At 31.0% G+C, this 26,490-nt stretch carries 20 protein-coding genes and 1 pseudogene; 17 read left to right on the top strand and 4 right to left on the bottom strand.

From position 1 onward, the window contains the following. Positions 1 to 65 precede the first annotated feature (65 nt). The 6 genes from ACJJVK_RS12220 (at position 66) to ACJJVK_RS12245 (ending at position 14,284) form a co-directional block, all read left to right on the top strand. Positions 66 to 1,883: an alpha-L-fucosidase gene (locus tag ACJJVK_RS12220; protein WP_405566292.1), complete on the top strand. Its 1,818-nt coding sequence runs from the start codon at positions 66 to 68 to the stop codon at positions 1,881 to 1,883. Between the two features lie 40 nt (positions 1,884 to 1,923). Further along, positions 1,924 to 6,579, top strand: coding sequence for a DNRLRE domain-containing protein (locus ACJJVK_RS12225; RefSeq protein ID WP_405566293.1), 4,656 nt, complete (start codon positions 1,924 to 1,926; stop codon positions 6,577 to 6,579). Between the two features lie 33 nt (positions 6,580 to 6,612). After that, positions 6,613 to 10,482, top strand: coding sequence for an Ig-like domain-containing protein (locus tag ACJJVK_RS12230; RefSeq protein WP_405566294.1), 3,870 nt, complete (start codon positions 6,613 to 6,615; stop codon positions 10,480 to 10,482). Positions 10,483 to 10,654: 172 nt separating this feature from the next. Further along, positions 10,655 to 12,073 carry a sulfatase-like hydrolase/transferase gene (locus tag ACJJVK_RS12235; RefSeq protein WP_405566296.1) on the top strand — a complete coding sequence of 473 codons (1,419 nt, stop codon included), beginning with the start codon at positions 10,655 to 10,657 and terminating at the stop codon, positions 12,071 to 12,073. Positions 12,074 to 12,137: 64 nt separating this feature from the next. Further along, positions 12,138 to 13,718 (top strand): arylsulfatase, encoded by a 1,581-nt coding sequence (locus ACJJVK_RS12240; RefSeq protein ID WP_405566298.1) that lies wholly within the window; start codon positions 12,138 to 12,140, stop codon positions 13,716 to 13,718. Positions 13,719 to 14,110: 392 nt separating this feature from the next. Then, entirely contained in the window at positions 14,111 to 14,284 is a 174-nt protein-coding gene (locus tag ACJJVK_RS12245) for a hypothetical protein (RefSeq protein ID WP_405566300.1), read from the top strand. A gap of 194 nt (positions 14,285 to 14,478) precedes the next feature. On the opposite strand, the gene mnmE is transcribed toward ACJJVK_RS12245, so the two are convergent. The 4 genes and pseudogenes from mnmE to ACJJVK_RS12265 all read right to left on the bottom strand — a co-directional run bounded on the left by mnmE (position 14,479) and on the right by ACJJVK_RS12265 (position 17,314). Then, entirely contained in the window at positions 14,479 to 15,873 is a 1,395-nt protein-coding gene (mnmE, locus tag ACJJVK_RS12250) for a tRNA uridine-5-carboxymethylaminomethyl(34) synthesis GTPase MnmE (RefSeq protein ID WP_405566301.1), read from the bottom strand. A 188-nt stretch (positions 15,874 to 16,061) separates the two neighbouring features. Continuing rightward, a pseudogene (locus ACJJVK_RS12255) lies at positions 16,062 to 16,286 on the bottom strand (integrase core domain-containing protein); the annotation flags it as partial. Between the two features lie 12 nt (positions 16,287 to 16,298). Next, positions 16,299 to 16,910 (bottom strand): IS3 family transposase, encoded by a 612-nt coding sequence (locus ACJJVK_RS12260; protein ID WP_405568370.1) that lies wholly within the window; start codon positions 16,908 to 16,910, stop codon positions 16,299 to 16,301. Next, positions 16,856 to 17,314, bottom strand: a complete 459-nt coding sequence (locus ACJJVK_RS12265; protein ID WP_405566303.1) for a transposase — start codon at positions 17,312 to 17,314, stop codon at positions 16,856 to 16,858. Before ACJJVK_RS12265 ends, ACJJVK_RS12260 begins: the two co-directional genes overlap by 55 nt. A 515-nt stretch (positions 17,315 to 17,829) precedes the next feature. Between ACJJVK_RS12265 and ACJJVK_RS12270 the strand changes: the two genes are divergently transcribed. From ACJJVK_RS12270 to ACJJVK_RS12320, 11 genes are all read left to right on the top strand, one after another. Continuing rightward, positions 17,830 to 18,711 (top strand): hypothetical protein, encoded by an 882-nt coding sequence (locus tag ACJJVK_RS12270; protein ID WP_405566305.1) that lies wholly within the window; start codon positions 17,830 to 17,832, stop codon positions 18,709 to 18,711. A 151-nt stretch (positions 18,712 to 18,862) separates the two neighbouring features. After that, positions 18,863 to 19,921, top strand: a complete 1,059-nt coding sequence (locus tag ACJJVK_RS12275; RefSeq protein WP_405566306.1) for a hypothetical protein — start codon at positions 18,863 to 18,865, stop codon at positions 19,919 to 19,921. A 173-nt stretch (positions 19,922 to 20,094) separates the two neighbouring features. Then, entirely contained in the window at positions 20,095 to 20,718 is a 624-nt protein-coding gene (locus tag ACJJVK_RS12280) for a DUF5343 domain-containing protein (protein WP_405566308.1), read from the top strand. Next, positions 20,711 to 21,295: a Swt1 family HEPN domain-containing protein gene (locus ACJJVK_RS12285; protein WP_405566309.1), complete on the top strand. Its 585-nt coding sequence runs from the start codon at positions 20,711 to 20,713 to the stop codon at positions 21,293 to 21,295. The genes ACJJVK_RS12280 and ACJJVK_RS12285 overlap by 8 nt, the downstream gene beginning before the upstream one ends. 150 nt (positions 21,296 to 21,445) lie before the next feature. Next, entirely contained in the window at positions 21,446 to 22,210 is a 765-nt protein-coding gene (locus ACJJVK_RS12290) for a pentapeptide repeat-containing protein (protein ID WP_405566310.1), read from the top strand. A 194-nt stretch (positions 22,211 to 22,404) separates the two neighbouring features. Then, positions 22,405 to 22,788 carry a hypothetical protein gene (locus tag ACJJVK_RS12295; RefSeq protein ID WP_405566311.1) on the top strand — a complete coding sequence of 128 codons (384 nt, stop codon included), beginning with the start codon at positions 22,405 to 22,407 and terminating at the stop codon, positions 22,786 to 22,788. Between the two features lie 42 nt (positions 22,789 to 22,830). Then, positions 22,831 to 23,355 (top strand): hypothetical protein, encoded by a 525-nt coding sequence (locus ACJJVK_RS12300; protein WP_405566312.1) that lies wholly within the window; start codon positions 22,831 to 22,833, stop codon positions 23,353 to 23,355. Positions 23,356 to 23,480: 125 nt separating this feature from the next. After that, positions 23,481 to 24,122 carry a hypothetical protein gene (locus tag ACJJVK_RS12305; protein ID WP_405566314.1) on the top strand — a complete coding sequence of 214 codons (642 nt, stop codon included), beginning with the start codon at positions 23,481 to 23,483 and terminating at the stop codon, positions 24,120 to 24,122. Between the two features lie 152 nt (positions 24,123 to 24,274). Further along, the gene (locus tag ACJJVK_RS12310) at positions 24,275 to 25,228 is read left to right on the top strand and encodes a restriction endonuclease (RefSeq protein WP_405566316.1); all 954 of its coding nucleotides are present in this window, start codon (positions 24,275 to 24,277) and stop codon (positions 25,226 to 25,228) included. 174 nt (positions 25,229 to 25,402) lie between these two features. Beyond that, the gene (locus ACJJVK_RS12315; protein ID WP_168817522.1) at positions 25,403 to 25,816 is read left to right on the top strand and encodes a DUF6884 domain-containing protein; all 414 of its coding nucleotides are present in this window, start codon (positions 25,403 to 25,405) and stop codon (positions 25,814 to 25,816) included. After that, a complete protein-coding gene (locus ACJJVK_RS12320) occupies positions 25,816 to 26,445 on the top strand; it encodes a hypothetical protein (protein ID WP_405566318.1) in 630 nt (209 codons plus the stop codon). The genes ACJJVK_RS12315 and ACJJVK_RS12320 overlap by 1 nt, the downstream gene beginning before the upstream one ends. Positions 26,446 to 26,490 lie beyond the last annotated feature (45 nt).

The raw sequence follows: 26,490 nt of genomic DNA on the forward strand, positions 1-26,490 counted from the left end.
TAAAATAATTAGAGTAGACTTTTTAAACTTAAAAATCATAAACATCTAAAAAAACCTACAAGATTTTGAAAAGAAAAAAACACATCACAATTATCTGTTTAATGATGCTTACAGTTGTATCATTTTTATCTTGTCAGGATAAAAAAGAAACAGTTGTTAAAGAGAGTAAAAGTGAAAATATGGATGAGATGTGGGGAGCAAAAGATGTCTCTCTACAAGAATTAAAAGAAGGAAAAGCAAAACTTTTTGACGAAGGTAATTTTGGAATGTTTATTCATTGGGGATTATATTCAAAATTAGCAGGTGTTTGGAATAAAAAAACATATTATGGAATTGGCGAATGGATTATGCATCCCAGAGTAGCAGATATTCCACCAAAAGAATACATGAAAATTGCGGACGATTATAATCCAATAAATTTTGATGCAAAAAAAATAGCACAGTTAGCAAAAGATGCTGGTATGAAATATATCATTATAACCAGTAAACATCACGAAGGTTTTGCAATGTTTGACTCAAAAGTAAGCGATTTTAATATTGTAAACACTCCTTTTGGGAGAGATCCTATGAAAGAATTATCAGCAGCCTGCAAAGAACTTGGTTTAGGTTTTGGCTTTTATTATTCTCATAATCAAGATTGGACATCACCTGGAGCAACTGGAGGACCCAAAAAAGATGCTAATGGACAAGAAGCTAGCTTTAAAGATTATTTCTACAACAAATGTAAACCTCAAGTTAAAGAAATATGCACTAATTATGGCGATTTAGACTTTGTTTGGTTTGATACGCCTGGAAATATGAAAAAAGAATATGTTGTTGAATTGGCAACTATGGTTAGAGAATTACAACCAAATGCTATGATGAGTAGTAGAGTAGGGCATGGAATGGGAGATTACTCTAGTAATGGAGATATGGAAGTGCCTAATAAAAACATAAAAGGACTTTGGGAAACCTGCGATACCAATAACGATTCTTGGTCTTATGCATGGTATGATAATAATTTTAAAAGTCCTAAAGAAATATTGAATCGACTTATTTCAACTGTGGCAAGAGGAGGAACTTATTTGTTTAATGTAGGGCCAAATCAAGATGGTGAAATTCCAGAAATTGGAGTTAAATTCTTAAAAGAAGCAGGAGATTGGATTAAAAAATACCCACAAGTTGTATATAATGCAGGGGCTTCACCTTGGCAACATGCTTTACCTTGGGGTGATGTAACTACAAAAGAAAATTCATTATTTCTTTCTGTTTTAGATTGGCCAGAAGATGGAAAATTGTATTTGCCAGGTCTTACTGCAAAAATTATATCTGCTTCCTTATTAAAAGGAAATAAAACTCAGAATCTAACTTTTACAAAAAAGAAAGATTGGACACTTATAGAACTACCATTTCAACCATCAGATTCGCCAGTTTCTGTTATTGAAGTAAAACTAGATACAGCAACAAAAAATATAAAAGTAGATACAACATTAGGTGTATATCCAAATTACGATGCTCTTTTACGTGCTGAATTTGCAGAAGTAGATAATGCAGAAGAAAAAGAAATAAAATGGATGGAGAAATTTGGGGAGTGGAAACACGTAAAACAAGTGAGTAATTGGAATGATAAAAGTAAAGTAACTTGGAGAGTTAATGTACAAGAAGCAGGCTATTACTACTTAGAATTAAATTATAAAGGTGAAAAACGTTTGGTATGGAAAACCGAAACAGATGAAGGTATAATGATTCAAAACCAGCAAGCAGCTACAGAAAAATATAACTTTTACAATATGGGTATCATAGAGTTTAAAACCTCAGGAAAACATACTGTTACAGTTTCTTTAGTTGAAGGTAGTCCTAAAACATCTAGTTTAAAAGCAGTTTTAATTAAGCCTATTAAATAAAATATTTTATATCAGAATAATTAAAATAATATTAAAAGTTATGATAATAAAAAAACACATAAAAAGAATAATATCTTTTGTAGTATTGTCTTTCTTGCTTATTCAAACTGCAGTTTTCAGTCAAAATGTTACGCATACCTATGCTAGTGGTGATACACAATATTCAATAAAAAGTAATTTTTCTATTACTGTAGATAATTCACATCAATTAGACTTAGCATTAGAAGATGCTGCAGACGCAACTTACTTAACACTTTCTCAAAATGGAAGTGGATATAATGTTACTTTAATAAGTCGTGATTCAGAAATGAGTCATCATATTAATATCATAGGAAGTATAAAAGATACAGAAGGAAATATAGTCACAAGTTATAATAATACATTTACAGTACAACAAGAAACACCTTCTAGCGAAGATAGCACAGCTTCATGGATGTCTGGAAAATGGGGAGTACGTTTTACGGTGCAAGGAGGTTCTAAGTTAGATGCTGTTGTAGCTGCAGGTGCCAATTATAATAATGGTGTAAAACAAATAGCAGATACCTTAAAAACTGTTGGTTATGTAATTTCTAATTTAACAAACAATGCTCACGGATATCATTATACATTAAGAAACCATCCTTATATTGATATTGCAAATGAAATACACCCAGATTTTGTTCCTTCTCTAGAAAATGAACAAATTATTATTGACGCCTTACAAGCTTTTAAAGATAGTGGTAAAAAAGTAATTTTATATATAGCTTCTGATGGGCCCTCTGCAAGTGGAGGTACACCTAATAATGCAGAATATAAAGCTGCTTGGCAAGCATATTATAATGAAAATTTTGATGGACAAGAAGGACCAGCTTGGAGAAATCTTTGTCAAGGATTTGTTGAACGATTTAATGATTTAGGTTTAGTAGATGGTTTTTGGGTAGATCATGCTACTTCACTTCCTGGAGGAGTAACAAATTTTGTAAATATGTTAAAAGCTGTAAATCCAAATTTCGCGATTACAGTAAATTATGGAAAAAGATATTTTCAGAATGAAGACCTTTCTTATAGGTATGTTGGTTCTAATGGAATTGGTATGTCTGCAAATCATAAAGTTGTAAACTTATGGCCAACAGGAGGTGCTTATAATGATTTTACAGCAGGTCATCCTACTCCACTTGCTACAGGTGCAGCTCCTAACTCTTGGGGATATGAAGAATTAACTTTAGAAGAAACTAAAGATGTACCATGGGTATCTTTTGATAATAAAATGATGCTAAGACACTTTTGGACTCCAATGCGTCAAAACTGGACAAGTACAAATTCTATCTACCCTGTTTTATTTGATACTGAACAAGCTTATAGGTTTGTAAGATCCTTAACAGATGCTGGAGGAGCCCATAGCTGGGCTAATACAGTTACTTCTGGGGCAATAACTCAAGAAGAATTTGAAATGTTTAAGACTATTGATGAACGTATGCAACAATCTCAAAAACCAGATTATGAAGCATACGTTAGACCTATAGGAGCATATTTCAACGATGAATATAGATTTACAGGGGCATTTAATACAAATTATTGGAGTCACGATTCAAATTGGTCAAGTGGTCAAGTTCCAACTTCTACAAGCGATGTAATTATTCAAGCAGGAGATTCAGTTCTTGTTGCATTAGATGCAAGTGTAAGAGACGTTTTAATTGAAGAAGGAGGGAGTTTAAGCGTTTCTAATCAGATTGATTTTCAAATTTTAGGTAAAGTTAGAGGTACAATTAATTATCTTGAAGCTATAGAAGCTCCATCAGAACCAGGAATTGTTTCTCAATATCTTTTTGAAAATAATTTAAATGATGAAATTAGCGATAATCATGGAACTTCAGTAGGAAATCCAACTTTTAATAATTCAGTAGTTAAAGAAGGAAATTATTCTTTATTATTAGATGGAATTGATGACCAAATAAATTTAGTAGATCATATTAATGATTTTCCAAAAGAAGGTTCAGCACGTACTATTATGGGCTGGTTCAATACAACATCAAGCACAGGAACTCTATTTACTTATGGAACAGAAGCAACAGGTGAACGTTTTCAAATTATTGGAAATCTTAGTGAATTAAGTGTGGCTGTAAATGGGCATAAATGGGGTAACAGCAGTTTGTCTCTTTCTTCAGATTGGCATCATTTTGCTGTGGTTTTGCCAAGTATGCAGGCACCTCAAACAGATGATTTATTATTATATATAGATGGTCAATTAATTACATCAACTACACTTGCAGGGAATCCTAAAGATTTAATTACAGGCGATACTTTTGCAATTATAGGGGTAGGTTTTAATGGTTATTTAGATGATTTTAGAATTTATAACACAGCTTTAGATGTTTCAGAAATCAACAAAATATTTACAGGTCCAGTATTAGTTTCTTCATTATCTTTTGATGATAATACAATACAAGTTTTTGAGAATAATTCCATACAAATGGAAGTGTCAGTTTTACCTAAAAATGCAGATAACCAGAGTGTAACTTGGTCTGTTTTAGATGGTACAGGTTCAGCAACTATAGATGAAAACGGAATATTAACAGGTGTTAATATTGGTACTATAACAGTTACAGCTACTTCTAATGATGGTACTAACATTTCTACTCAAACAGAAGTAATAGTAAGTGAATTGAATCCTGTTACTTCTATATCAGTTCAAGGAATTGGAGGTATTATGGCTGTAGAACTTGGAGCAGAACTACAAATGGAAGCATTTGTATTACCAGAAAATGCATCTATAAAAGAAGTTATTTGGGAGGTAGAACCAGAAGGAGGAGATGGAACTATAGATTCAAATGGTGTGTTTATTGGTAGCAATGATGGAACTGTTTATATCCATGCTAAAGCAGCAGATAATTCAGGGGTTGAAGGTTTGGTATCTATTACTGTTGTTACCAAGCCACTTGTAAAATCTATTAGTGTATTTGGTTCAAATGGAGTGAATGCTGTGCAATTAGGAAATACGCTTCAAATGCAATCTTCAATTTTACCTGCTGATGCAAATGACCCTAGTATTGTATGGTCTGTTGCTGAAGGTACAGGTTCAGCAACTATAAATGCAACAGGTTTATTAACAGGGCAAACTTTAGGAACAGTTACTGTTACAGCAACTGCTACTGATGGATCTGCAGTTTATGGGCAAAAAGAAATTACAGTGCAAGAAGATGCTGTAAATACGGATGTAACTATCTATACAACTGCAGATGCTTATGTTTGGGATAGATGGCCTACAAATAATTATGGTACAGTTAGATTAATAGTTAGAGATGATCCTTCAGATTTGAATCGTGTTTCATTTGTTAAATTTGATATAAGTAGACTTTCATCCATAAATAATGCAAAGTTTAGAATTACTTTAGAGGGTAGTATTCCTTCATCAACAAGAAATTATGAAGCTTTTTTAGTAACGAATGATAGTTGGACAGAAGATGGTATAACCTGGTCTAATGCTCCAAATAGTGAGGTGTCTTTTGGTGTAACAACTAATAATGGACAAATTATAGAGTGGGATGTTACCAATACAGTACTTTCACAAATGTCAGATGATGATGTTTTATCAATTAAAATTGTTTCAACAGATTCAGAAATTACAAATAATATTTATAGTAAAGAAGTCGCATTAACTGATGCTGATAAACCTCAACTAATTTGTACAAATTCATCTTCTTCTACGTTAGTAGCTTCTATTGCAGTATCAGGTGTAAATGGTACTAGTTCTGTTGATGTAGGAGCAACACTTCAAATGGAGGCTCTGGTTTTACCAAATAGTGCCAATGATTCAAGTGTAACTTGGTCTGTTACAGATAATACAGGTTCAGCAACAATAGATTCTTCAGGATTGATAACTGGTGTAACAACTGGTACAGTAACTGTTAAAGCAATAGCTAACGATGGTTCAGGTGTTTTTGGACAAAAAGAAATTACTGTACAAGATGAAGCTATAAATACTCCTGAAACCATTTATACAATTGCAGATGCTTATGTATGGGACAGGTTTCCTACTTTAAATTATGGTGAGGAAAAATTACTTGTTAGATATGATCCTTCAGATTTGAATCGACATTCATTTATGAAATTTGATTTGAACTCACTTTCGAATGTAAATACGGCTAAGTTTAGATTAACATTATTTACAGACCCAGGAACTACTAGAAATTATGAAGCTTTTTTAGTAACTAATGATAATTGGACAGAAAATGGTATTAATTGGAATAATGCACCAGTAAGTGGAACATCTTTAGGTACAGCTACTAACAATGGTCAGATAATAGAATGGGATGTAACTGATGTGGTACTTTCAGAAATTGATGATAATGGTGTCCTATCAATTATGGTTGTTTCTAAAGATGTGAGTATTACTAATACTATATATAGTAAAGAAGCCGCGTTAATTGATGTTGATAAACCTAGAATAATAACCAATGAAATGACATTATCAACAGACAACAACCATGTTGATGTCAATAATATTGTTGTTTATCCTAATCCTACTACAAGTTATGTTTATATAAACGGATTAGATAATACACAAGCTATTGTGTCTGTATATAACAACGTAGGGCAACTATTGCAACAAGAAACGTACAAATCTAGTATAAATTTGAGTGCATTAAAACCAGGGATTTATTATGTAAAAATTTTAAATCAACAAGAACAAAAAATACATAAGATTATTAAAAAATAATTGATTGAAATTGAAAAAATAATAAACTAAACCATGAAAAATAAAATAATAAAAAACAAGTATTTAACCCAGTTTTTGATACTGACTTTATTGCTTCTTCAGACAGCAATTTTTAGTCAAACTGTTATAGAAACCTATGCAGATGGAGACACTCAAAATTCAATAAAAAATGATTTTTCAATATCAGTTGATGCTTCATATCAATTAGATTTATCATTAGAAAATGCAACAGATGCAACTTATCTTACCCTTTCTCAAAACGGTACTGGCTATGATGTAGTATTACAAAGTCGTGATACAGAAGAAAGCCATCATATTAGTATTGTAGGAAGTATAAAAGATATAGGAGGTAATGAAGTTAAAACATATTCTGAAAAGTTTACAGTACAACAAGCAACCCCTTCAAGTTCAGAAAGTACAGCTTCTTGGATGTCTGGAAAATGGGGAGTAAGATTTGCAATACAAGGAGGTTCTAAACTAGATGCAGCAGTTGCAGCAGGAGCAAACTATTACAATGGAATAAAGCAAATAGCTGATACTTTAAAAACTGTGGGTTACGTAATTTCTAATTTAACCAACAATGCACATGGATATCATTTTACTTTAAGAGATCATCCATACATAGACATTGCCAACGAGATTCATCCAGATTTTGTTCCTTCAATAGAAAACGAACAAATTATTTTAGATGTATTAAAGGCTTTTAAAGACAGTGGTAAAAAAGTGATTTTATACATTGCCTCTGATGGTCCTTCTGCTAGTGGAGGTACACCAAACAATGCAGAATACAAAGCTGCTTGGGAAGCTTATTATAACGAAAATTTTGATGGAGCAGAAGCTGCTGCTTGGAAACATTTAGTTAAAGGATATGTAGAAAGATTTAATGATTTAGGTTTGGTAGATGGTTTTTGGGTAGATCATGCAGTTGCACTTCCTGGAGGTCCAACTGGTTTTGTAAATATGCTAATGGAGGTAAATCCTAATTTTGCAATTACAGTAAATTATGGGAAAAAATATTTTGACAAAACAGTAGCTTCAAATGGTATTGATATGCCTACAAATCATAAAGTTGTAAATTTATGGCCTACAGGTGGTGATTACAATGATTTTACAGCAGGTCACCCAACTCCACTTGCTACAGGAGCAGCTCCAAATTCTTGGGCGTATGAAGAATTGACTTTAGAAGAAACAAAAAATGCACCTTGGGTAGCACTGAATGATAAAAAAATACTAAGACATTTTTGGACCCCTGTTCGTCAAAACTGGACAAGTCCAAACTCAGATAACTTTCCTGTTTTGTTTGATGCTGAACAAGCATATCGTTTTGTAAGAACGTTAACAGATGCAGGTGCAGCTCATAGTTTTGCAAATACAATTAGTTTGGGGTCAATTACGCAACAAGAATTTGAAATGTTTAAGATTATAGACGAGCGTATGCAGCAATCTCAAAAACCAGATTACGAGTCATATACTAGACCCATAGGAGCTTATTTTAAAGAAGAATACAGGTTTGATGGTTCCTTTAATACAAATTACTGGGATAATGCTGCAAATTGGTCAAGTGGTCAATTACCTTCGTCAACATCAGATGTAGTCATAAAAGCAGGAGATTCAATTCTGGTAGCTTCAGACTCAAGTGTTAGAGATCTTTTAATAGAAGAAGGTGCTAGTTTAAATGTTTCAAAAGAAATTAATTTTCAAATTTATGGTAATGTAAGAGGTACAATTAACTATATAGAATCTATAGCTCCAGCTCCAGTACCAGGAATTGTTTCTCAATATCTTTTTGAAAATAATTTGAATGATGAAATTGGAGAAAATCATGGAACTCTAGTTGGCGAACCAACTTTTGTCAATTCTGGTGTAAAGGAAGGAGATTATTCATTGTTATTAGATGGAGATAATGATCAAATCGATTTAATAAATCATATTGAAGATTTCCCAAAAGGAGGAGCTGCACGTACAATTACAGGGTGGTTTAACACTACATCTACAACAGGAAGTATCTTTAATTATGGTACAGAAGCAACAGGTGAACGTTTTGAAATTATAGGAAACCTTAATGAGTTTAGCGTTGCTGTAAGTGGTTTTAAATGGGGGGTAGATAATTTATCACTTTCTTTAGATTGGCATCATTTTGCAGTGGTTTTACCAAGTATATCAGATCCACAATCAGATGATTTATTATTGTATCTAGATGGTGAATTAATTACGGCTGCTAGACTTGCAGGAGCTGTAAGAAGCATTAATACTGGAGATAGCTTTGCTGTTATAGGCGCTGCATACAATGGTACTTTAGATGATTTTAGAATTTACAATACAGCTTTAGATGCTTCAGAAATATATACAGTAATTAATGGACCTATATTGGTTAGTTCCTTGTCTTTTGAAGATGATTTAGTGGTTTATGAGAACAATTCAATTCAAATGGTAGTCTCTGTTTTACCAGAAGATGCAGCTGATAAAAGTGTTTCTTGGTCTGTTACAAATGGTACTGGATCTGCAACTATAGATGATAATGGCGTGTTAACAGGAACTGCTATTGGAACTGTAATAGTTACTGCTACTGCTAAAGACGGTTCAGAAGTTACTTCTCAAACAGAAGTTACCGTTAGTGAAATAACACCTGTTACTTCTATTACGGTTCAAGGAATAGGAGGAATTACAACTGTTGAAGTAGGAAAAGAATTGCAAATGGAAGCATTTATTTTACCAGAAAATGCCTCTATAAAAAATGTGGTTTGGTCATTAGATCCAGTAGGAGGCTTAGGTAATATTGATGAAAATGGTGTGTTTGTAGGAGATAATGATGGAGCTGTTACTATATATGCAACAGCAACAGACAATTCAGGAATTTCAGGAGTGGTCTCTATTCAGGTAGTTACGCATCCGCTTGTACAATCCATTGATGTGTATGGCTTAAATGGAGTTAATGCAATTCAACTAGGAACAACCTTACCAATGAAAGTATCAGTGTTACCTGCAGATGCAGATGATGCTAGTATTACTTGGTCTGTGATTGATGGAACAGGTTCTGCATCCATTACAACTGAAGGATATTTAACAGGAAATGCTTTAGGAACAGTTACAGTAAAAGCAACAGCTGTTGATGGCTCTGCAGTTTACGGTCAATTAGAAATGACTGTTCAAGAAGATGCTATAGATACTGATGTAACCATTTATCTAACAGAAGATGCTTATACATGGGATAGATTTGCTACAAAAAATTATGGTGGAGTAAAATTAATTGTTAGAGATGATCCTGCAGATTTAAATCGTCATTCCTATGTAAAATTCGATTTAAGCTTGCTTTCAGATGTAGAAACAGCTAAATTTAGACTTACTTTAGATGAGGTTACAGAAGATACTAGAAATTTTGAAGCTTTCTTGGTTGATGATAATTGGACAGAGAATACTATTACTTGGAATAATGCCCCTACAAGTGGCGTTTCTTTAGGTGAAGTTTCTAATTCTGGTCAAGTAATTGAGTGGGATATTACAAGTACAGTCCTTTCACAAATGCAAGAAAATGAATTGTTGTCAATTAAAGTTATTTCTAAAGATATGGAAATCACTAATGGTATTTATAGTAAAGAAGTAGCAGTTACAGATACTGATAAACCAAGATTAGTAATTACATCTACTGGTGAAACATTATCTATAAATGATGCCATAAATACTACTAACTTGTCAGTATATCCTAACCCAACAACTGGTAAAGTATATATACAAGGTTTAAAGAATGAAAACACTACAATATACATCTATAATAATTTAGGACAATTGTTACAACATGAAAAATACAATTCAAATTTTAACATGAGTTCGTTTAAAGCTGGAATTTATTTTATGAAAATTTTAAGCGATCACGAACAAAAAACAATTCGTATCATTAAAAAATAGCTTTTATAAAACCTGTATTTTATGATGCAGGTTTTATTTAATATTTTTTTACATAAATTTTTGCAGAACACTTTTTAGTTTCAATATTTAAATTGACAGATAAGTGACAAAATTTATGATTATAGAGTACTGAAAAAATATAGATTTGAATCCTTTTATTAAAATATACATTATGAAAATTATTAAATTAATTACACTCTTTTTCATCACAATGCTAGCTTTTCAAAGTTGCAAGAATAAAAAAGAAACCAAAACAGTGGCAGAAACCACGAAAACCACATCAAAAAAACAACCAAATATCATTTTTATTTTTGCGGATGATTGGGGTTATGGCGATTTAGGAATTCATGGAAGTACATTTTGTGAGACACCAAATTTAGATAAAATGGCTGCTGATGGTATCGATTTTCAAAATTTTTCTGTGGTAAATCCAGTATGTTCACCTAGTAGGGTTGGTATGGTTACAGGGCAATTTCCAGCAAGACAATCTGTACATGGTCATTTTGCTTCTGTAGCATCTCATGCCAAAAGAAAAATGCCAGATTGGTTAGATACCAATGCACCAATGTTACCACGTATGTTAAAAAATGCGGGTTATACAACCGCTCATTTTGGTAAATGGCACCTTACAAATACGCATGTAGAAGACGCGCCTACTCCATTAGAATATGGTTATGATGAGTATGGTGCATTTAATATTGCAGGTAGATTACATCAAATGCAAGTAGACTCAACACTACATAAAACAATAGATTTCGCAAAACGCAATAAAGACAAACTGTTTTTTATAAATGCTTGGATTCATGCAACACATACTCCTCATTATCCCAAAGCAAAGTATATGGACAAATATGCACATTTAGATGATCAAAAACAGGTTTATGCAGCTGTAGTTGCTGAGTACGATGCACGAATAGGCGAACTTTTTACAACCTTAAAAGAATTGGGGATAGATGATAATACCTTAGTATTATTTTCTTCGGATAACGGTCCTGAAATAACAGGTACTAAAAAGAGAACAGAAGATAATTCTACAGGACCAGGTATGGGAGAGTATTATTCAGTTGGTGAAGATGGTGGACTTAAAGGACGCAAACGCTCTTTATTTGCTGGTGGTGTACGTATTCCTTTTATTGTACGTTGGCCGGGTCAAGTTCCTGTAGGAAAAGTAGATAAAACAACTCAATTGTCTGCAGTAGATTTATTACCAACCTTTATGGATTTAGCAGGCGCAGAATATCCTGAAGGTTACAAACCAGATGGTGAAAGTATTGTTGCAGCTATAAAAGGGGAAAAATATAATCGTGAAAAACCTATTTATTGGGATTGGCGTTTTTCTAGTAATCGTCCATATTTTTGGCCAAGTGCAGGAATACAAGATCAAAACTGGAAATTGTTGATTAATAAAAAAATGAATCGCACAGAATTATACGATATCAGCAAAGATTGGGCTGAACAAAATGACGTATCTGTAGATCATCCAGAGAAAGTAAAAGCTTTAATGGAAAAATTAGAATTGTTTCAGAATACTTTACCAGAAAATCCACCAGCAAATACCTTTTCTAAAGAAAGAGAAACTCTTAAAAAATAATTTTTATTCCTAAGTCAGAAACCATAATAACCTAATGAGGGGAAATGACATCAAAAAGAAACCCATGAATATTAAGTTTGTATTAATTGTTTTTTTATCAATTGTTTTATTCGGATGTCAATCCAAAAATAATGAGACAAAAGAAAAACCAGAAAACAAAAATAAAAATCCAAACATCATCTATATTTTGGCAGATGATTTAGGCTATGGTGATGTACAATCCTTTAATTCTGAAGGAAAAATTCCTACTCCTAATCTAAACAAAATGGCCGCCAATGGGGTAAAATTCACAAATGCTTATACATCATCAGCAGTTTGTACACCAACAAGATATAGCATCTTAACAGGTCGTTACAATTGGAGAACAGAATTAAAGAGTTTTGTGGTTAGTGGCTACTCAAAATCGCTCATAAAACAAGAAAGAACTACTGTTGCAGAGATGTTAAAAAACCAAGGATATAGCACAGCATTTATTGGAAAATGGCATTTAGGTTGGGATTGGGAAATCACAAAAGAAGATTCAAAATTTAGTAGAGATAAACTAAACGCAAAACCAGAAGTAGATTTTAGTAAACCTATAAAAAATGGACCTAACAGTCATGGTTTTGATTATACATTTGGTTTTTGTGGATCTCTAGATATGGCCCCTTATGTGTATGTTGAAAATAATAAACCAACCATGGAGCCAACTAAAACTACAGTTTCTGTTGATGAAAAAGGAAAATGGAGAAAAGGGCTTACATCAGACGACTTTAATCATACCAATGTATTACAAGATTTAACAGATAAAGCAATTAGTTATATTGATGAAAATGCAAATGGAAAATCACCTTTCTTTTTGTACTTTCCTTTACCAGCACCTCATACACCAATTTTACCAACAACTGAATTTTTAGGAAAAAGTAACACCAATATGTATGGAGATTTTGTGATGCAAGTTGATGATGTTGTGCGTCAAATTAGAGAAACGCTAAAAAAGCAAGGTATTTCAGAAAATACAATGTTAGTTTTTACAAGTGATAATGGCTGTTCACCAAGAGCAAATTTTGATGAATTAGCCAAAGTAAATCACAATCCAAGTTATACATTTAAAGGAACAAAATCTGATATTTATGAAGGAGGACTGCATGTGCCATTTATAGTAGAATGGCCAAATAAAGCTTTAAAAAATTCGAGCTCAAATAAAGTTATTTCTACCACAGATTTTTTTGCTACAAGTGCTGATATCGTAGGTTATAAAACCAAAGATTCTGAAGGGGAGGATAGTTATAGTATGATGCCATTAATTTCAGGTAAAAATGATATTGATATTCGTGATTATACTGTGCTGCATTCAGTGGATGGTTCTTTTGGAATTAGAAAAGGAGATTGGAAATTAATCACTTGTCAAGGTTCTGGAGGATGGAGTTACCCAAATCCAAGAGATGTAAAAAGGGAAAAATTAAACTTACCAGATATGCAATTATATAATTTAAAAGATGATATAGGAGAAACCAAAAATGTAATTACAAGTTTTTCTGAGATAGCTTCAGAATTAAAAGTAGCACTTAAAAAGATTATTTTGGATGGAAGAAGCACACCTGGATCTATTCAAAAAAATGAAGGTATGAAAGGTTGGAAACAAATTGAAGGAATTATAAATTAAGTTTCATTTTAGATATATTTTCACATTGATTATCATTATAGTTTTTATGGGCTGTAATCAATATAAAAAAGTAACTAATTCAAAAAAACACCAAATATCGTTTTATTTGTCGCTGATGATAGGTTATGGAGGTATTTCATCTTTTGGCAACAACGATATTTAAACATCAAACATCGATTTTTTTCCAGAAGATGGAGTTAAATTCACAGATTTTCATACAAATTAAGTCGTTTGTAGCCCAACAAGAGCAGTTGTAATGATAGGAGAATATCAGCAAATAACTGGAGTTTCTATAGTTATTAACGAAAAAAATCATAGAAATGTAGAGTAGGTTAAGTTTAAATGATATAAGAATAGCAGAAGAATTTAAAAAGTATAATCATAATACAGCTTTGTTTGGTAAATGGTATTTAAGGTACTCAAAATATTACAATCCAACATTACAAGGTTTTGATGAGTTTATTGCTTTTGTTAGCGGAAATATAGATTATCACGCACATGTAGATTTAGAAGATAATCTTGATTGGAGGAAAGTAAAAGAGAAAAAAAACAAAAAAGACAGATAACCATTTTTTTTAAAGTAATTTTTATATGAGGTAGATTTTTTAAACTTCAATGTTTAAATTGAATTTTGAGGTGGATTATAGCTTCCTATATTCACTTATAAAAGTAAAGTAAAAGAAAATTACTATAAAATTTTTTATTTAAATTGTTGATTATAAATATGTTGTTTGGTTTTAGTTTCTTTTGTTTGACTTATTTACTTCCCGATACAAAAATTAGAAAAAATATGGCCTAGAATATCTTTATCTACATCATAATCTCCAGTAATTGCACCTAAATGGCGCAAACATTCTCTAATGTCTATAGAAAATAAATCTGTTGAAATTTCTAAATCAATACCTTGTTGTACTGAAGTTATTGCTATTAAAGCATTATTTAACGCTTCAAAATGACGAGAATTTGTAACAATGGTTTCATTATTACTTAAAGCACCAATATTAACCAAAGAAGTTAATTCATTTTTAAGGGTATCAATTCCTGTTTTGTTTTTTGCTGATAACAAAATTAAATTTTCAATTTCTGATTGTAACTTAGTAGCTTCATCCGAAGAAATTAAATCTGATTTATTGGCAATCACTAAAATCCTTTTATTTTCGAAACGCTTTTTTAAAGTTTCAATTTCAGTTTTAAACGCTGTATTTTCTTCTCTAAATTTCTGTGAGTTTACTAAGAAAATAATGAGTTGTGCATTTTCTGCTTTTTCATAAGCTTTTTTAATACCAATACTTTCTACAACATCTTTTGTTTCTCTAATACCTGCTGTATCTATAAATCGAAAAGCAACACCATCAATAATAATTTCATCTTCTATAGCATCTCTAGTTGTACCAGCAATATCAGAAACTATGGCTTTTTCTTCATTTAAAAGTGCATTTAATAAAGTAGATTTTCCAACATTTGGTTCGCCAATTATGGCTACAGGAATTCCATTTTTCATGGCATTACCAAAAGAAAAACTATCAATTAAACGTTTTAAAACCAAGGTTATTTTTGATACTAATTCTTTAAACCTGGTTCTGTCTGCAAACTCTACATCCTCACCAGAAAAATCAAGTTCTAATTCTATTAAAGCTGCAAAATCTAATAACTGACCTCTTAATTCTTTAAGTTCGTTTGTAATTCCACCTCGCATTTGCTGAATTGCCATTTGATGACTGGCAGCTGAATTCGAAGCAATAACATCTGCAACAGCTTCTGCTTGTGATAAATCCATTTTACCATTTAAAAAAGCGCGCATAGTAAATTCACCATTATCAGCCATTCTACAACCATTTTGTAAAAAAAAATGTATAATTTCTTGCTGAATATAGCTAGAACCATGGCAAGAAATTTCAACTACATTTTCGCCAGTATACGAATTTGGATTTTTAAAAACAGAAACTAAAACTTCATCTAAAACAATATTATTATCAACAATATGTCCTAAATGAATGGTATGAGATTTCTGGTTTTTTAATGTTTTTCCTTTTCTAATAGATTTAAAAAAAGCATCAGCAATTGTTATTGCATTTTCTCCAGAAAGTCTAATTACAGCAATTGCTCCAACTCCTGCAGGTGTTGCTAAAGCAATAATAGTATCGTTTTTAATCATACTGCAAAAATACATAAAGATTTTATCAGAAAATAAAAAGCACTATAATTAACGTAGTGTTTTTTCAAAATCATTCAATAATGTATTATACAGATATAGGTTGACCTTTTTTTAGTTTAATTTATCCCGTTCAAAGATTTTTTTTTAGCCGTTTAGAAGCAAAAAAATGAATTGAACTAGTTATATTCTTAAATCTTAAGTTCAGGTAAATTTACATTATTTTTTCGATAGGATTTGTATTTGATGTTAGGATTTAGATGCACTTCTGCAGGTTTTTTGAGATCTAGGCTAAAATGTGTTCTTAAATTATTATAAATATAGACAGCTTGTTGTGTCATTTTTTGAGCTAATTGAGTGTTTTTAATGTTTTGTTTTAATCCATATTCATATTTCAGCGTTCTGTTAATTCGTTCAGAAACAGTGTTTTAATACGGATCGTATTGTTCTGTCATGCTCATTATAATTCCATTTTTTTCAGCGAATTGAGTGTATTTAGGATTACAGTATTGGAAACCTCTGTCGGAATGATGAATAAGCTTTTGATTGGGGTATTTTCTGTTTTTAATAGCCATAGCGAGTGCGTCGGAGCAAAGTGATGTTCTCATATGGTTATCGAGTTTATAGCCCATAATCTGCTTGGAATAGGCATCTGTAACAATGGCTAAATAATTATGGCCGTATTGTGTTTTAATGTAAGTGATATCGCTTACCCAAAGTTGTTCAGGCCGAGTAGGGAGGTGGTCTTTTACTAGGTTCTTATATTTTTTGTACATATGGTTTGAGTTTGTAGTAGTGATGTAATTTTTAGTTTTAGGAATTAAAAGGTTATTTAGTCTTAGGAAGCGATAGAACTTGTCTCTACCAATCTTAATATCAGCGTTTATAAAGTCTTGCTTTAGTTCTTTGTATAGCTTAATTCCACCGGTTTTCGAGCCTACTTTTTTACGGTAGTCCTTGACCATTTTAATTAGTTTTTGATGTTCTATTTGTTGTTTTTGTTGCGCTTTGATTCTTTTGTAGAAGGCTTGTTTAGATATCCCAAAACATCCATAGAGCCATTTTCTTTTATACGCTGTTTTTTCTTTAGCTCTATCTCTTTTGCTAATGTTTTGGGCAATGACTTTTTTGACATATCGACGCCTGTAATGAGTTCCATATCAGCGATAATGTCTTGTTGGAAGTCTTTTTGAAACTCAAGTTCTTCAATCTTTTCTTTGAGTTTTTTAATTTCATCGTTTTTACTCATACCTGTATTTTGTTGTACTAAGGTACTATATTTTCTAATCCAATAAGAAATAGTTGTTCTAGGAACCTCATATTTTTTGGAAGCAAAGTTTCTGGATACTTGACCGTTTAAGATTTGGTCAACGACGAATAATTTGGTTTCTAAGGTTACTTTTTGGTAGGTTTTTTTTCGCCAGTGTTCATTTTGTGTTTTCATAAGTGACTATAATTAAAGGTTTAATTTTTAGTCAACCTATTTCAGGAAAATTCAAAGACATAATGTTTGCTAACGTTGTTGTATATGGTTTGTTGCGTGTTTCAAGCAACTAATTTAGTAAATAATTATGGACAAAGAAATTCCGGAGGAATTTCCCAAGTGAGCTATAACTAGCAATAAAGTTTATACGGCTTAAGTTAGCATTTTAATAAAAAGGTTAAATTAAGGCCTTAAAAATCAGAAAGAATAAAAGAGAGAATTAAGGTTAGTATATACGGTGAAGCTTTGACTTCGACAACACTGATAATCCTCTCTCTTTTCTACTAAAAAACACGTTCAGTTCTGTGAGACCTAGATCTCGCATAACACCGTATATAATTTATTGCTAGTTCTAGCCTACTTACGAAAATCCTCGCGGATTTTCTATTCGGTTTTTATTTGCTAAATTAGTTGCTTAAACCACGCAACAAACCATATACAAACACGTTGGCAACAATAAAAAACCCGAACAAATAATGAAATTTAGAATATTAATTTTAACATTAGGAATTATCACATTTAATTCTTGTCAATTTAATCAATCAGTAAATACAGACTTAATTACTGGCGCTTATTCAAGAGGAGATGGAATTGGAATTGATGACATTAATATTGAAATCAATGGAAAAATTGAGAAGAGAAATGAATATGTATTTGGGGAAAAAGTAAATCTAATTTTTAACAATATTAATGGATTAACAAAGACAGAAAATAAAACTTTCCCTGGATTATCAATGTATATTGTAAAAAACGAAAAAGATACTGTTCTTTCAAATCCAAACTTGTTGAAAAGTTTAGATAATGGAACTGACCTTTCCCCACTTCAATTACAAGCAAACTTTAGAACTGCTTTGCCTTATCAGAATGAAGAAAAATATAAAGTTTTCGTTAATATTTGGGACAAAAAAGGAGATGGAAAGTTCACTTATGAATTACCCTTTACTATAAAAGAAAATGATTTACTTAATATTGAAAACAAAGGAATTGAATATTCACAAATATACTTGTGGAATGAAACACTTAAACAGCCAGTTTTTGACCAAAATGTGAATACTGAAGATTTATTAATATTAATACTTGATGACATAAGTGGTTTGGAATTAAGCAATGAAAAAGTTTTCCCAATTTTCTCAATTGAACTTATAGATAATAAAGAAAATAAGATAATATCAAATCCGAATTTATTAAGTGATTATGAAAACGAAGGAGTAAATCCAGAAGACTTAAAAAGTCAATTAACTGCAAAATTAACTTTTACGAAAGGAGAAATAAATAATCCTTGTAAATTAATTGTGAAATTAAAGGACAAAAATTCAGCGAAAGAAATTAACATAAGAACTGAATTAAAAATAAATTAAAGTTGCCAACACCGTATATAATTTATTGCTAGTTCTAGCCTACTTACGAAAATCCTCTCGGATTTTCTATCTGTGATTTATTTGCTAACTTTAGTGCTTAAAACACGCAACAAATCATATACAAACACGTTGGCAACCATTAAAACTGAAAATGAAAGAAAAAGAATTATCGAAAAGATTATCAAGCTTTGAGGCTGCTTATTTATCAGGTTTTTTTATGACTAATCAATCAATGGTTACAGCAATGTCACTTTTGTTTGAGAAAATTTATTTACCAAATCAACTCGAAATGGTAATAGAATTATCAAAAAAATATAAAATTGAGACAACTATAGAGAAAGAACTCAAAATGAAGTTTCAAAGAGTTGATGGAGATAAATTAATTGTAGAAAATCCACTTGCTGAATTAACACAAGCTCAACAGAAAACTGCTCAAGATTATCTTTTAATTGCACATCAATTCTGTATGAGAAATCACGAACTTTTTCCAACAATTTTTGAAACTGATTTACTTGAGAACAATGAGGTTTACAATGTTGAATTAGTAGAAAAAGGAAAAAATGGTGCTTTGAATAAATATAAAGTAAAAACAAATCCTTTACACGTGACTACGGATGGAATGCACGAATTGGAAAATAGACTTAAAAGAGGAAGTGTTCCATTAATCGGGCTTGGAGAATTTGATTTATCGACAACAAAAATCAATAATATACCCGACAGCAGTGCTGCTGCATTAATTGCAATGAAATCAATTGAAATGGTATTACCAGCTACAAAAGCTGTCAAACCTGAATTAATATTAGAAGCGAGAGAGAAATTATCAGATCATTTGCCACAATTTTGGTCAGTAATGCTAAAATTTTCTAAAGAGGGAAAAGAAATAATAAAAAACTCAAAATCAAGTGAAGAAGCAAATCTTGAATGTAGAAATTTAGTTGACACAAACATTCGTCCAATATTAATTGACTTGAACGAAAAAATATTAAAAGACAAAAGAAATTGGTTTTATAAAATACTTTCACCAGTAGGTAATTCTTTGAAATTTGTAATAGGTAAACCAAACCTAACAAATATGGATTTACTTACTACATCAATGTCTTTAGCTACCAATGTAGGAGTCGATTATTTAAGTCATAAGAGGAAACTAAATGAATTAAAAGACGAAGCTGGTTTAACATATTTATTAAAATTAGGAAAAAACATAAAATAACGGTTGCCAACACCGTATATAATTTATTGCTTGCTTCTTGCCTACTTGCGAAAGTCCTCGCGGACTTTCTTTGTCCGTAATTATTTACTAAATTAGTTGCTTGAAACACGCAACAAACCATATACAACAACGTTGGCAACAATTTAAAAACGAACTAACAAACTAATAAACATATGGCATTACCATCGACATATACTGGCTCATATTCAACCTTGCCAGAGTTTTTCGGAAAAATAAGAGATGCACAAGCACCTGATAGATTTACAAATCAAATTCTAAAAGATTTAGGGTACAAATCGAACAATCACAGACCTTTCATTCCATTAATGAAAGCTTTAGGTTTTTTATCAGCAGATGGTGGTCCAACTCAAAGATATCAAGAATACAGAAATCACGCTTTATCCGAGAGAATAATGGGAGAAGCTATTAAAGAAGCTTATTCTGACCTTTTTCTCATAAAAGCGAAACCGACTTCAAAAGATAGTGAACTAATTACAGGAAAATTTAAAAGCTATCATAATGTGAGTGATACCGTTGCAAAATTAATGTCAAAAACATTCTTTTCCTTATTAAAAATAGCTGATTTAGATTATAACCCGAAACAATTATCAACTGAAAAAGTAAAGGACAAAATAGAACCAATAAAGCGAGAAACTGCTGAAGTCAAAGAAAAAATCATCAAAGAAACTTCTGGTTTAGGACTACATTACAATATTCAAATACATTTGCCAGCAACAAAGGATATAGAAGTATATAATGCAATTTTCAAATCTTTAAAAGAACATTTAATTGAGTAATCAGAAAGACATAAGAGATTTTCTTTTTCGTGGTTTAATGTTTGAATCAGAGGCTTCTAAATTTCAAGGAGCTGGAATTCAAATTGGAGCAGACTCAAGTTACGCAGAGAAACAACTATTAGGAGAAGCTTTAGCACCATTTGGAATCTCAAGACGGAACAATGCTTTAGAAATGGCAAGATTATATGCTGTAATTAATTGCTTTGAAAATGAAATTAGAGATTTTATTCGAGAAACTCTAACCGAAAATGAAGGTGTTGATTGGTGGAATAAGTTACCTAGAAAAACCAAAGAACACGCAGAAAATAGACAAAAGACAGCTTTAACTGACTCTTGGCTTGAAGGAGAGAAAACAGATTTACTTGGTTTTGTAGATTTTGGAATGTTAGCATCTATAATGATTGAGAAATGGACTTGTTTTAGTAATTTAATTCCATCACAACATTGGTTAAAACAAAGAATGGAGGAATTAGAGAAATCTAGAAATTTTATTGCTCATAACAGAATGTTACTACCTAGTGAATTTCAAAGAATATATATGTATGTAGCTGACTGGAATAGAGTAATCGGATTATAAAAACTGTTGCCAACACCGTATATAATTTATTGCTAGTTCTAGCCTACTTACGAAAATCCTCGCGGATTTTCTATTCGGTTTGTATTTGCTAAATTAGGTGCTTAAACACGCAACAAACCATATACAAACACGTTGTGGGTAATTTAAAAAATGAGAACAAACAAGGAACATTTATTTATAATATTAGCAATATCAGTTCTTTTGATATTAATTATTCTGGACTTTTTAGATTCAGATTTTAATTTCCACGATATTCTTGTAGAATTCCACGGCTTATTTTTTGACCTAATCGTATTCGGAATTATTTTAACCGTTTATGAGAATTTTGACAATAAAAGGAGTTTAATTGAATATTACAATTCTTTACTAATTGATTTACGAGAATGGAATGACGATAAAAATGGAGTGAAAATCTTTAAAATTCTTGAAGAATTAAATAAACTTGGAGCAAAAAAAATAAACATTTCAGAATCATATCTAAATTCAAATTTTGACTTTAGCAAATTGCGCAACCTGAAAGGAAGTTCTTTTAAAATGAGTAATCTAATGAACTCAAAATTTATCGGAAATGATTTACGAGATTCAACTTTCGTTTTGACAAGACTTGATAAAAGTTATTTTGAGAATGTGAATTTTGAAAACTCAAGAATAAGTTCTTGTAATATGGGAAATGCCAAATTCTTAAATGTGAATTTTAAAAATGTAGTTTTTACAAGTTCAATATTTGCTAATACAGAATTTATGAACTGTAACTTTTTAAACGCGGATTTAAATAATATAACTGTTCACGAAGAAAATATTTTAGAAATTTTAAAACAAAACGGGAATACAGGAATTGAATGGGAAAGTTACAAAATTGAAAAAAACGAAATGTCTTTTAATGGAATAAAACAGAACACTCTGAAAAGAAAATAAAAAACTACCCACAACACCGTATAAACTTTATTGCTAGTTATAGCTCACTTGGGAAATTCCTTCGGAATTTCGCCGTTGGTGTTTTATTTAGTAAATTCACTGCTTAACCAACGCAACAAAGCTTATACAACAACGTTGGGTGTAAGCTAAAAAATTCGTTATTTAATTTAAGAAAAGTGAATCTAAAATAAGAAATGGAAGATAAATTTAAACAGTCGATTAAAGAAATGACGACTGATGAATTATTAAATATTGTAGGTTCACCTGAAAAATGGCAACCAATTGCTGTTCAATTTGCGAATAACGAATTAATATTTCGGAATATAGAGCCGAAAAAAATTGAAACTGCTAAATACTTATCAAAAAAAAAGGAAAGAATTAAGAAACAAACGAAAGCAAATCAAGGTTATCATCTTTGCGATTTTATTTCTCAACCTTTTTGGACTTTAGTAGAAATTACCTTTTCGTGGGAATTGGAAAAAGATGGGTTTCCGAAAAAAGCGAGACAACAAAAAAAATTCCGAATTGCACTTGGAATTATAATTTTAATCATTTTTATTTTAACGAATTTAGATTAAAAAAGGAATAAGTAAATTAAAATAAGCAACGAGAACTAAAAAATGGATAAAGAATATTATGCTGAAAAAGGACTAGTTGTAGGAATTGCTTCTATAATATTTGGTTTTTATTTTTTTTCTTCAACTCTTTTTACTTTTAAAAGTTCATTAATTGAACAAACTGGAAAAATTGAAAATTTGGAAACTTATTATAGAAAAGTGGAAAGTTCTAGAGGTTCAAAAAGCATAAAGTCTGAATTGGAATTTAAATTAAACTCTACTCAAAGTATTTATATTTTAATGAAAAATATTGGACAAAGTAGACGTAATTACAGATTTGAGAAATTAAAAAAACAACTGGAGAAATCTAAAATTGCTACTGTTTGGATAAAAAGAAATCAAAAAGATGAATATGAACCTACCGTTTTTCAAATAGCGGATAAAAGTGGAGAAATATTGTATGATTTTGAAGAATCTAAGTCTCATTCAAAATTTGGATTTTTAATAAGCTTAAGTTTAGGAATTTTCGGAATAGGATTATATTTGAAACATAAATTCTGGAAAAAGCCTACACACAACACCGTATAAACTTTATTGCTGGTTTTAGCTCACTTGGGAAATTCCTCCGGAATTTCTCCGTTCGTGTTTTATTTACTAAATTCACTGCTTAAACAACGCAACAAAGCTTATACAACAACGTTGTGCATAATAAAATGAAACTCTTGAAAAAAATAATATTTCTGTTTTTAATTAGCTTTTCGTGTTTTAGTCAAAATGCCGAGAAAGGAAAATTAGAATTTAAGTTTTTAGATAAATGCACGAATAAATTTGTAGAGCCTGAATTTGAAATTGACACAATTCCTGGACTAAAAAATAGTATTTCAATAACATATTATACAAAACGTGGAGATTGGATTTCTCAAGGTTTTTATTCAAATATAATTAAGGAAAATTCTATTGACACAATTATAATTCCGAAAATTCTCTTTTCATTTGGAAATGAACTTCATTCAAAACGCTGGAAATATTTAAATTGTGAGGAACCTAGTAATGGAATTGAAACTGACTTTTATGAAAACGGAAAGAAAAGAATTGTTGGAAAATTTAAAAACGGAAAACCAATTGAAATAAAAGAATATCGAGAAAATGGAACGCTTGTAATTCAGAGTTTTTATGAAAATTTAACTTTGAAATATAATCGTACAAATTACTACGACCATAAAGAAAGGTTAGTAGAATATGAAATTTATAAAAACAAAAGTAAAAGAACGTTAATTAAAACTTTTGACAAAAATGGAAACTTAATTAGAGAAGAAGTAGAAAAATATATTATTGAAAAAAACAAGTGGAATTAAAATTACTATGCACAACACCGTATAAAAAAAATTGCTAAATTAGTGCTTAACCAAAGGCAGTTGCATTTTTATCTGCGAGGAATTTCCTTCGGAAATTCCTCGCAGATAAAACCGCAACTTTCCTTATACAACAACGTTAGCTGTAAGCAAAAATGAACATTTTGAACAAACCAAGAATAGCAATATTTGATGAATGGGTTCCTTTCCAAATGGGACAAGAAATCATAGAACCAAACACAGATGACCCTATAGATTGGATTGAATTTATAAATAAGCCTAATTTTGAATCAAATGGACATCCTACAGCCAAAGAATATCGTTTAAAAGATGAAAGGGCTATCAAAGAAATTCACAGATTAATAAAATATAATACTTGCCCAATTTGCAAATCAAAAATGCAAAATGAAGACCCGAAAGACCAACAGACAATTCTTGTTTGTTTGAAATGTGGTTTTTGGGGAGGTCGAGGAAGCAGATTTGACCGAATTTTACATGAATCTATTCCTTCAAGAGGTGTTTTAGGTTTTTACAAACCATTTAAACCATTAAAAGAAATTGATTCTGAATTTTTAATTACACATTTAAAAAGACACCCAAAAGATTTACCCAAAATCGGACCAAAAAGAGCTGAGAAATTTGTACTTGAGTTATTATCAGAAAGCCTAAATTGTGAAGTAAAACCAGTTGGCGGAATAAAAGATGGAGGTGTCGATGGTTATATTATTAAGAATGACGAAATAGAAACTATTATACAAGTCAAATGGAGGCAAGACATGAATAAAGCAGAAAGTGTCGGAGTTGTAAGAGAAGTTGCAGGAACATTACTTGCAAGAGGAGTTCCGTCTGGTATTCTAATCTCAAACAGAAATCATTTTTCAAAAGACGCTAAATTTGATGCTTCTGAGGTATCTAAACGAAAAATTGAAAAGCTTGGTCAAATGAATCTTACTCTTTTAGATTATCACAACATTATTGACATGTTAGACATTTCTAACACAAGATTGACGGATAAGATGACGTTAGAAGATTGGTATAAACCTGATTCTAATCATGTATTCGATGGAGCAGTAAGAATATCTGAAAATTTTGTAAATATGTTTAAGTAAAATCTAAAATGCCTACAGCTAACACCGTATATAATTTATTGCTAGTTCTAGCCTACTTACGAAAATCCTCGCGGATTTTCTATTCGGTTTTTATTTGCCAAATTAGGTGCTTAAACCACGCAACAAACCATATACAAACACGTTGTAAGTAATGCCCAAAAACACCCGAACTGAATGAAAAACATAGTATTGATTTCTTGTGTCAGTAAAAAATTAGACAAAAAATCAACAGCCGAAAATCTTTATATAAGTTCTCTTTTCAAAAAGAATTTAACTTACGCAAAATCATTAAATCCGAGTGAAATTTATATTTTATCTGCTGAACACGGACTTTTAAAATTAACAGACGAAATTGAACCTTATGACAAAACTTTGAACAATATGCGTTCAAATGAAATTAAGGAATGGTCGAAAAAAGTCATTTATGAATTAAAATCTTTGACTGATTTAGAAAAAGATGAATTTACATTTTTAGCGGGAGAAAAATATCGCAAATTTTTAATTCCAGAATTGAGTAATGTAAAAATTCCAATGAAAGGTTTGAAAATCGGAAAACAATTGCAATGGTTAACAAAACAAAATAATTAATGAGCAAAATTTGTAATGAAATACACGAAATTTTTAACGAATTGAAAGAATATTCTTTTCCCTTTAACGAAAAAGAAATCCCGAAAAATGGAATTTATATTTTGTTTGAGAAAGACGAGAAATTTAATGGTTTAAAAAGAATTGTACGAATTGGAACTCATACAGGAGATAATCAACTTCAATCAAGATTAAAACAACATTTTGTAAAAGAAAATAAAGACAGGAGTATTTTTAGAAAAAATATTGGAAGAGCATTATTAAATGCACAAAATGACAATTTTTTAAAGCATTGGGAATTAGATTTGACGACCAGAGCAAATAAGGAAAAATATTCGGAACAAATAGATTTTGAGAAACAGCAAAGTATTGAGAAAAAGGTATCTGAATACATTCACAATAATTTTTCTTTTGTAGTTTTTGAGGTTTTGGAAAAAGAACAAAGGTTAAGAATTGAATCAAGAATAATTTCTACAGTTTCAAACTGTACGAATTGTAAACCGAGTGAAAATTGGTTAGGATTATCTTCGCCAAAACAGAAAATAAAAGATAGCGGATTGTGGTTAGTAAATGAATTATGGAAACAGTCTTTATCGGAAAACGAATTAACTGAATTAAAACGAATAATATAAAGCACTACTTACAACACCGTATATAATTTATTGCTGGCTTTTTGC

The sequence above is a fragment of the Polaribacter sp. Asnod6-C07 genome, from assembly GCF_045063625.1.
Taxonomy (GTDB): Bacteria; Bacteroidota; Bacteroidia; order Flavobacteriales; family Flavobacteriaceae; genus Polaribacter; species Polaribacter vadi_A.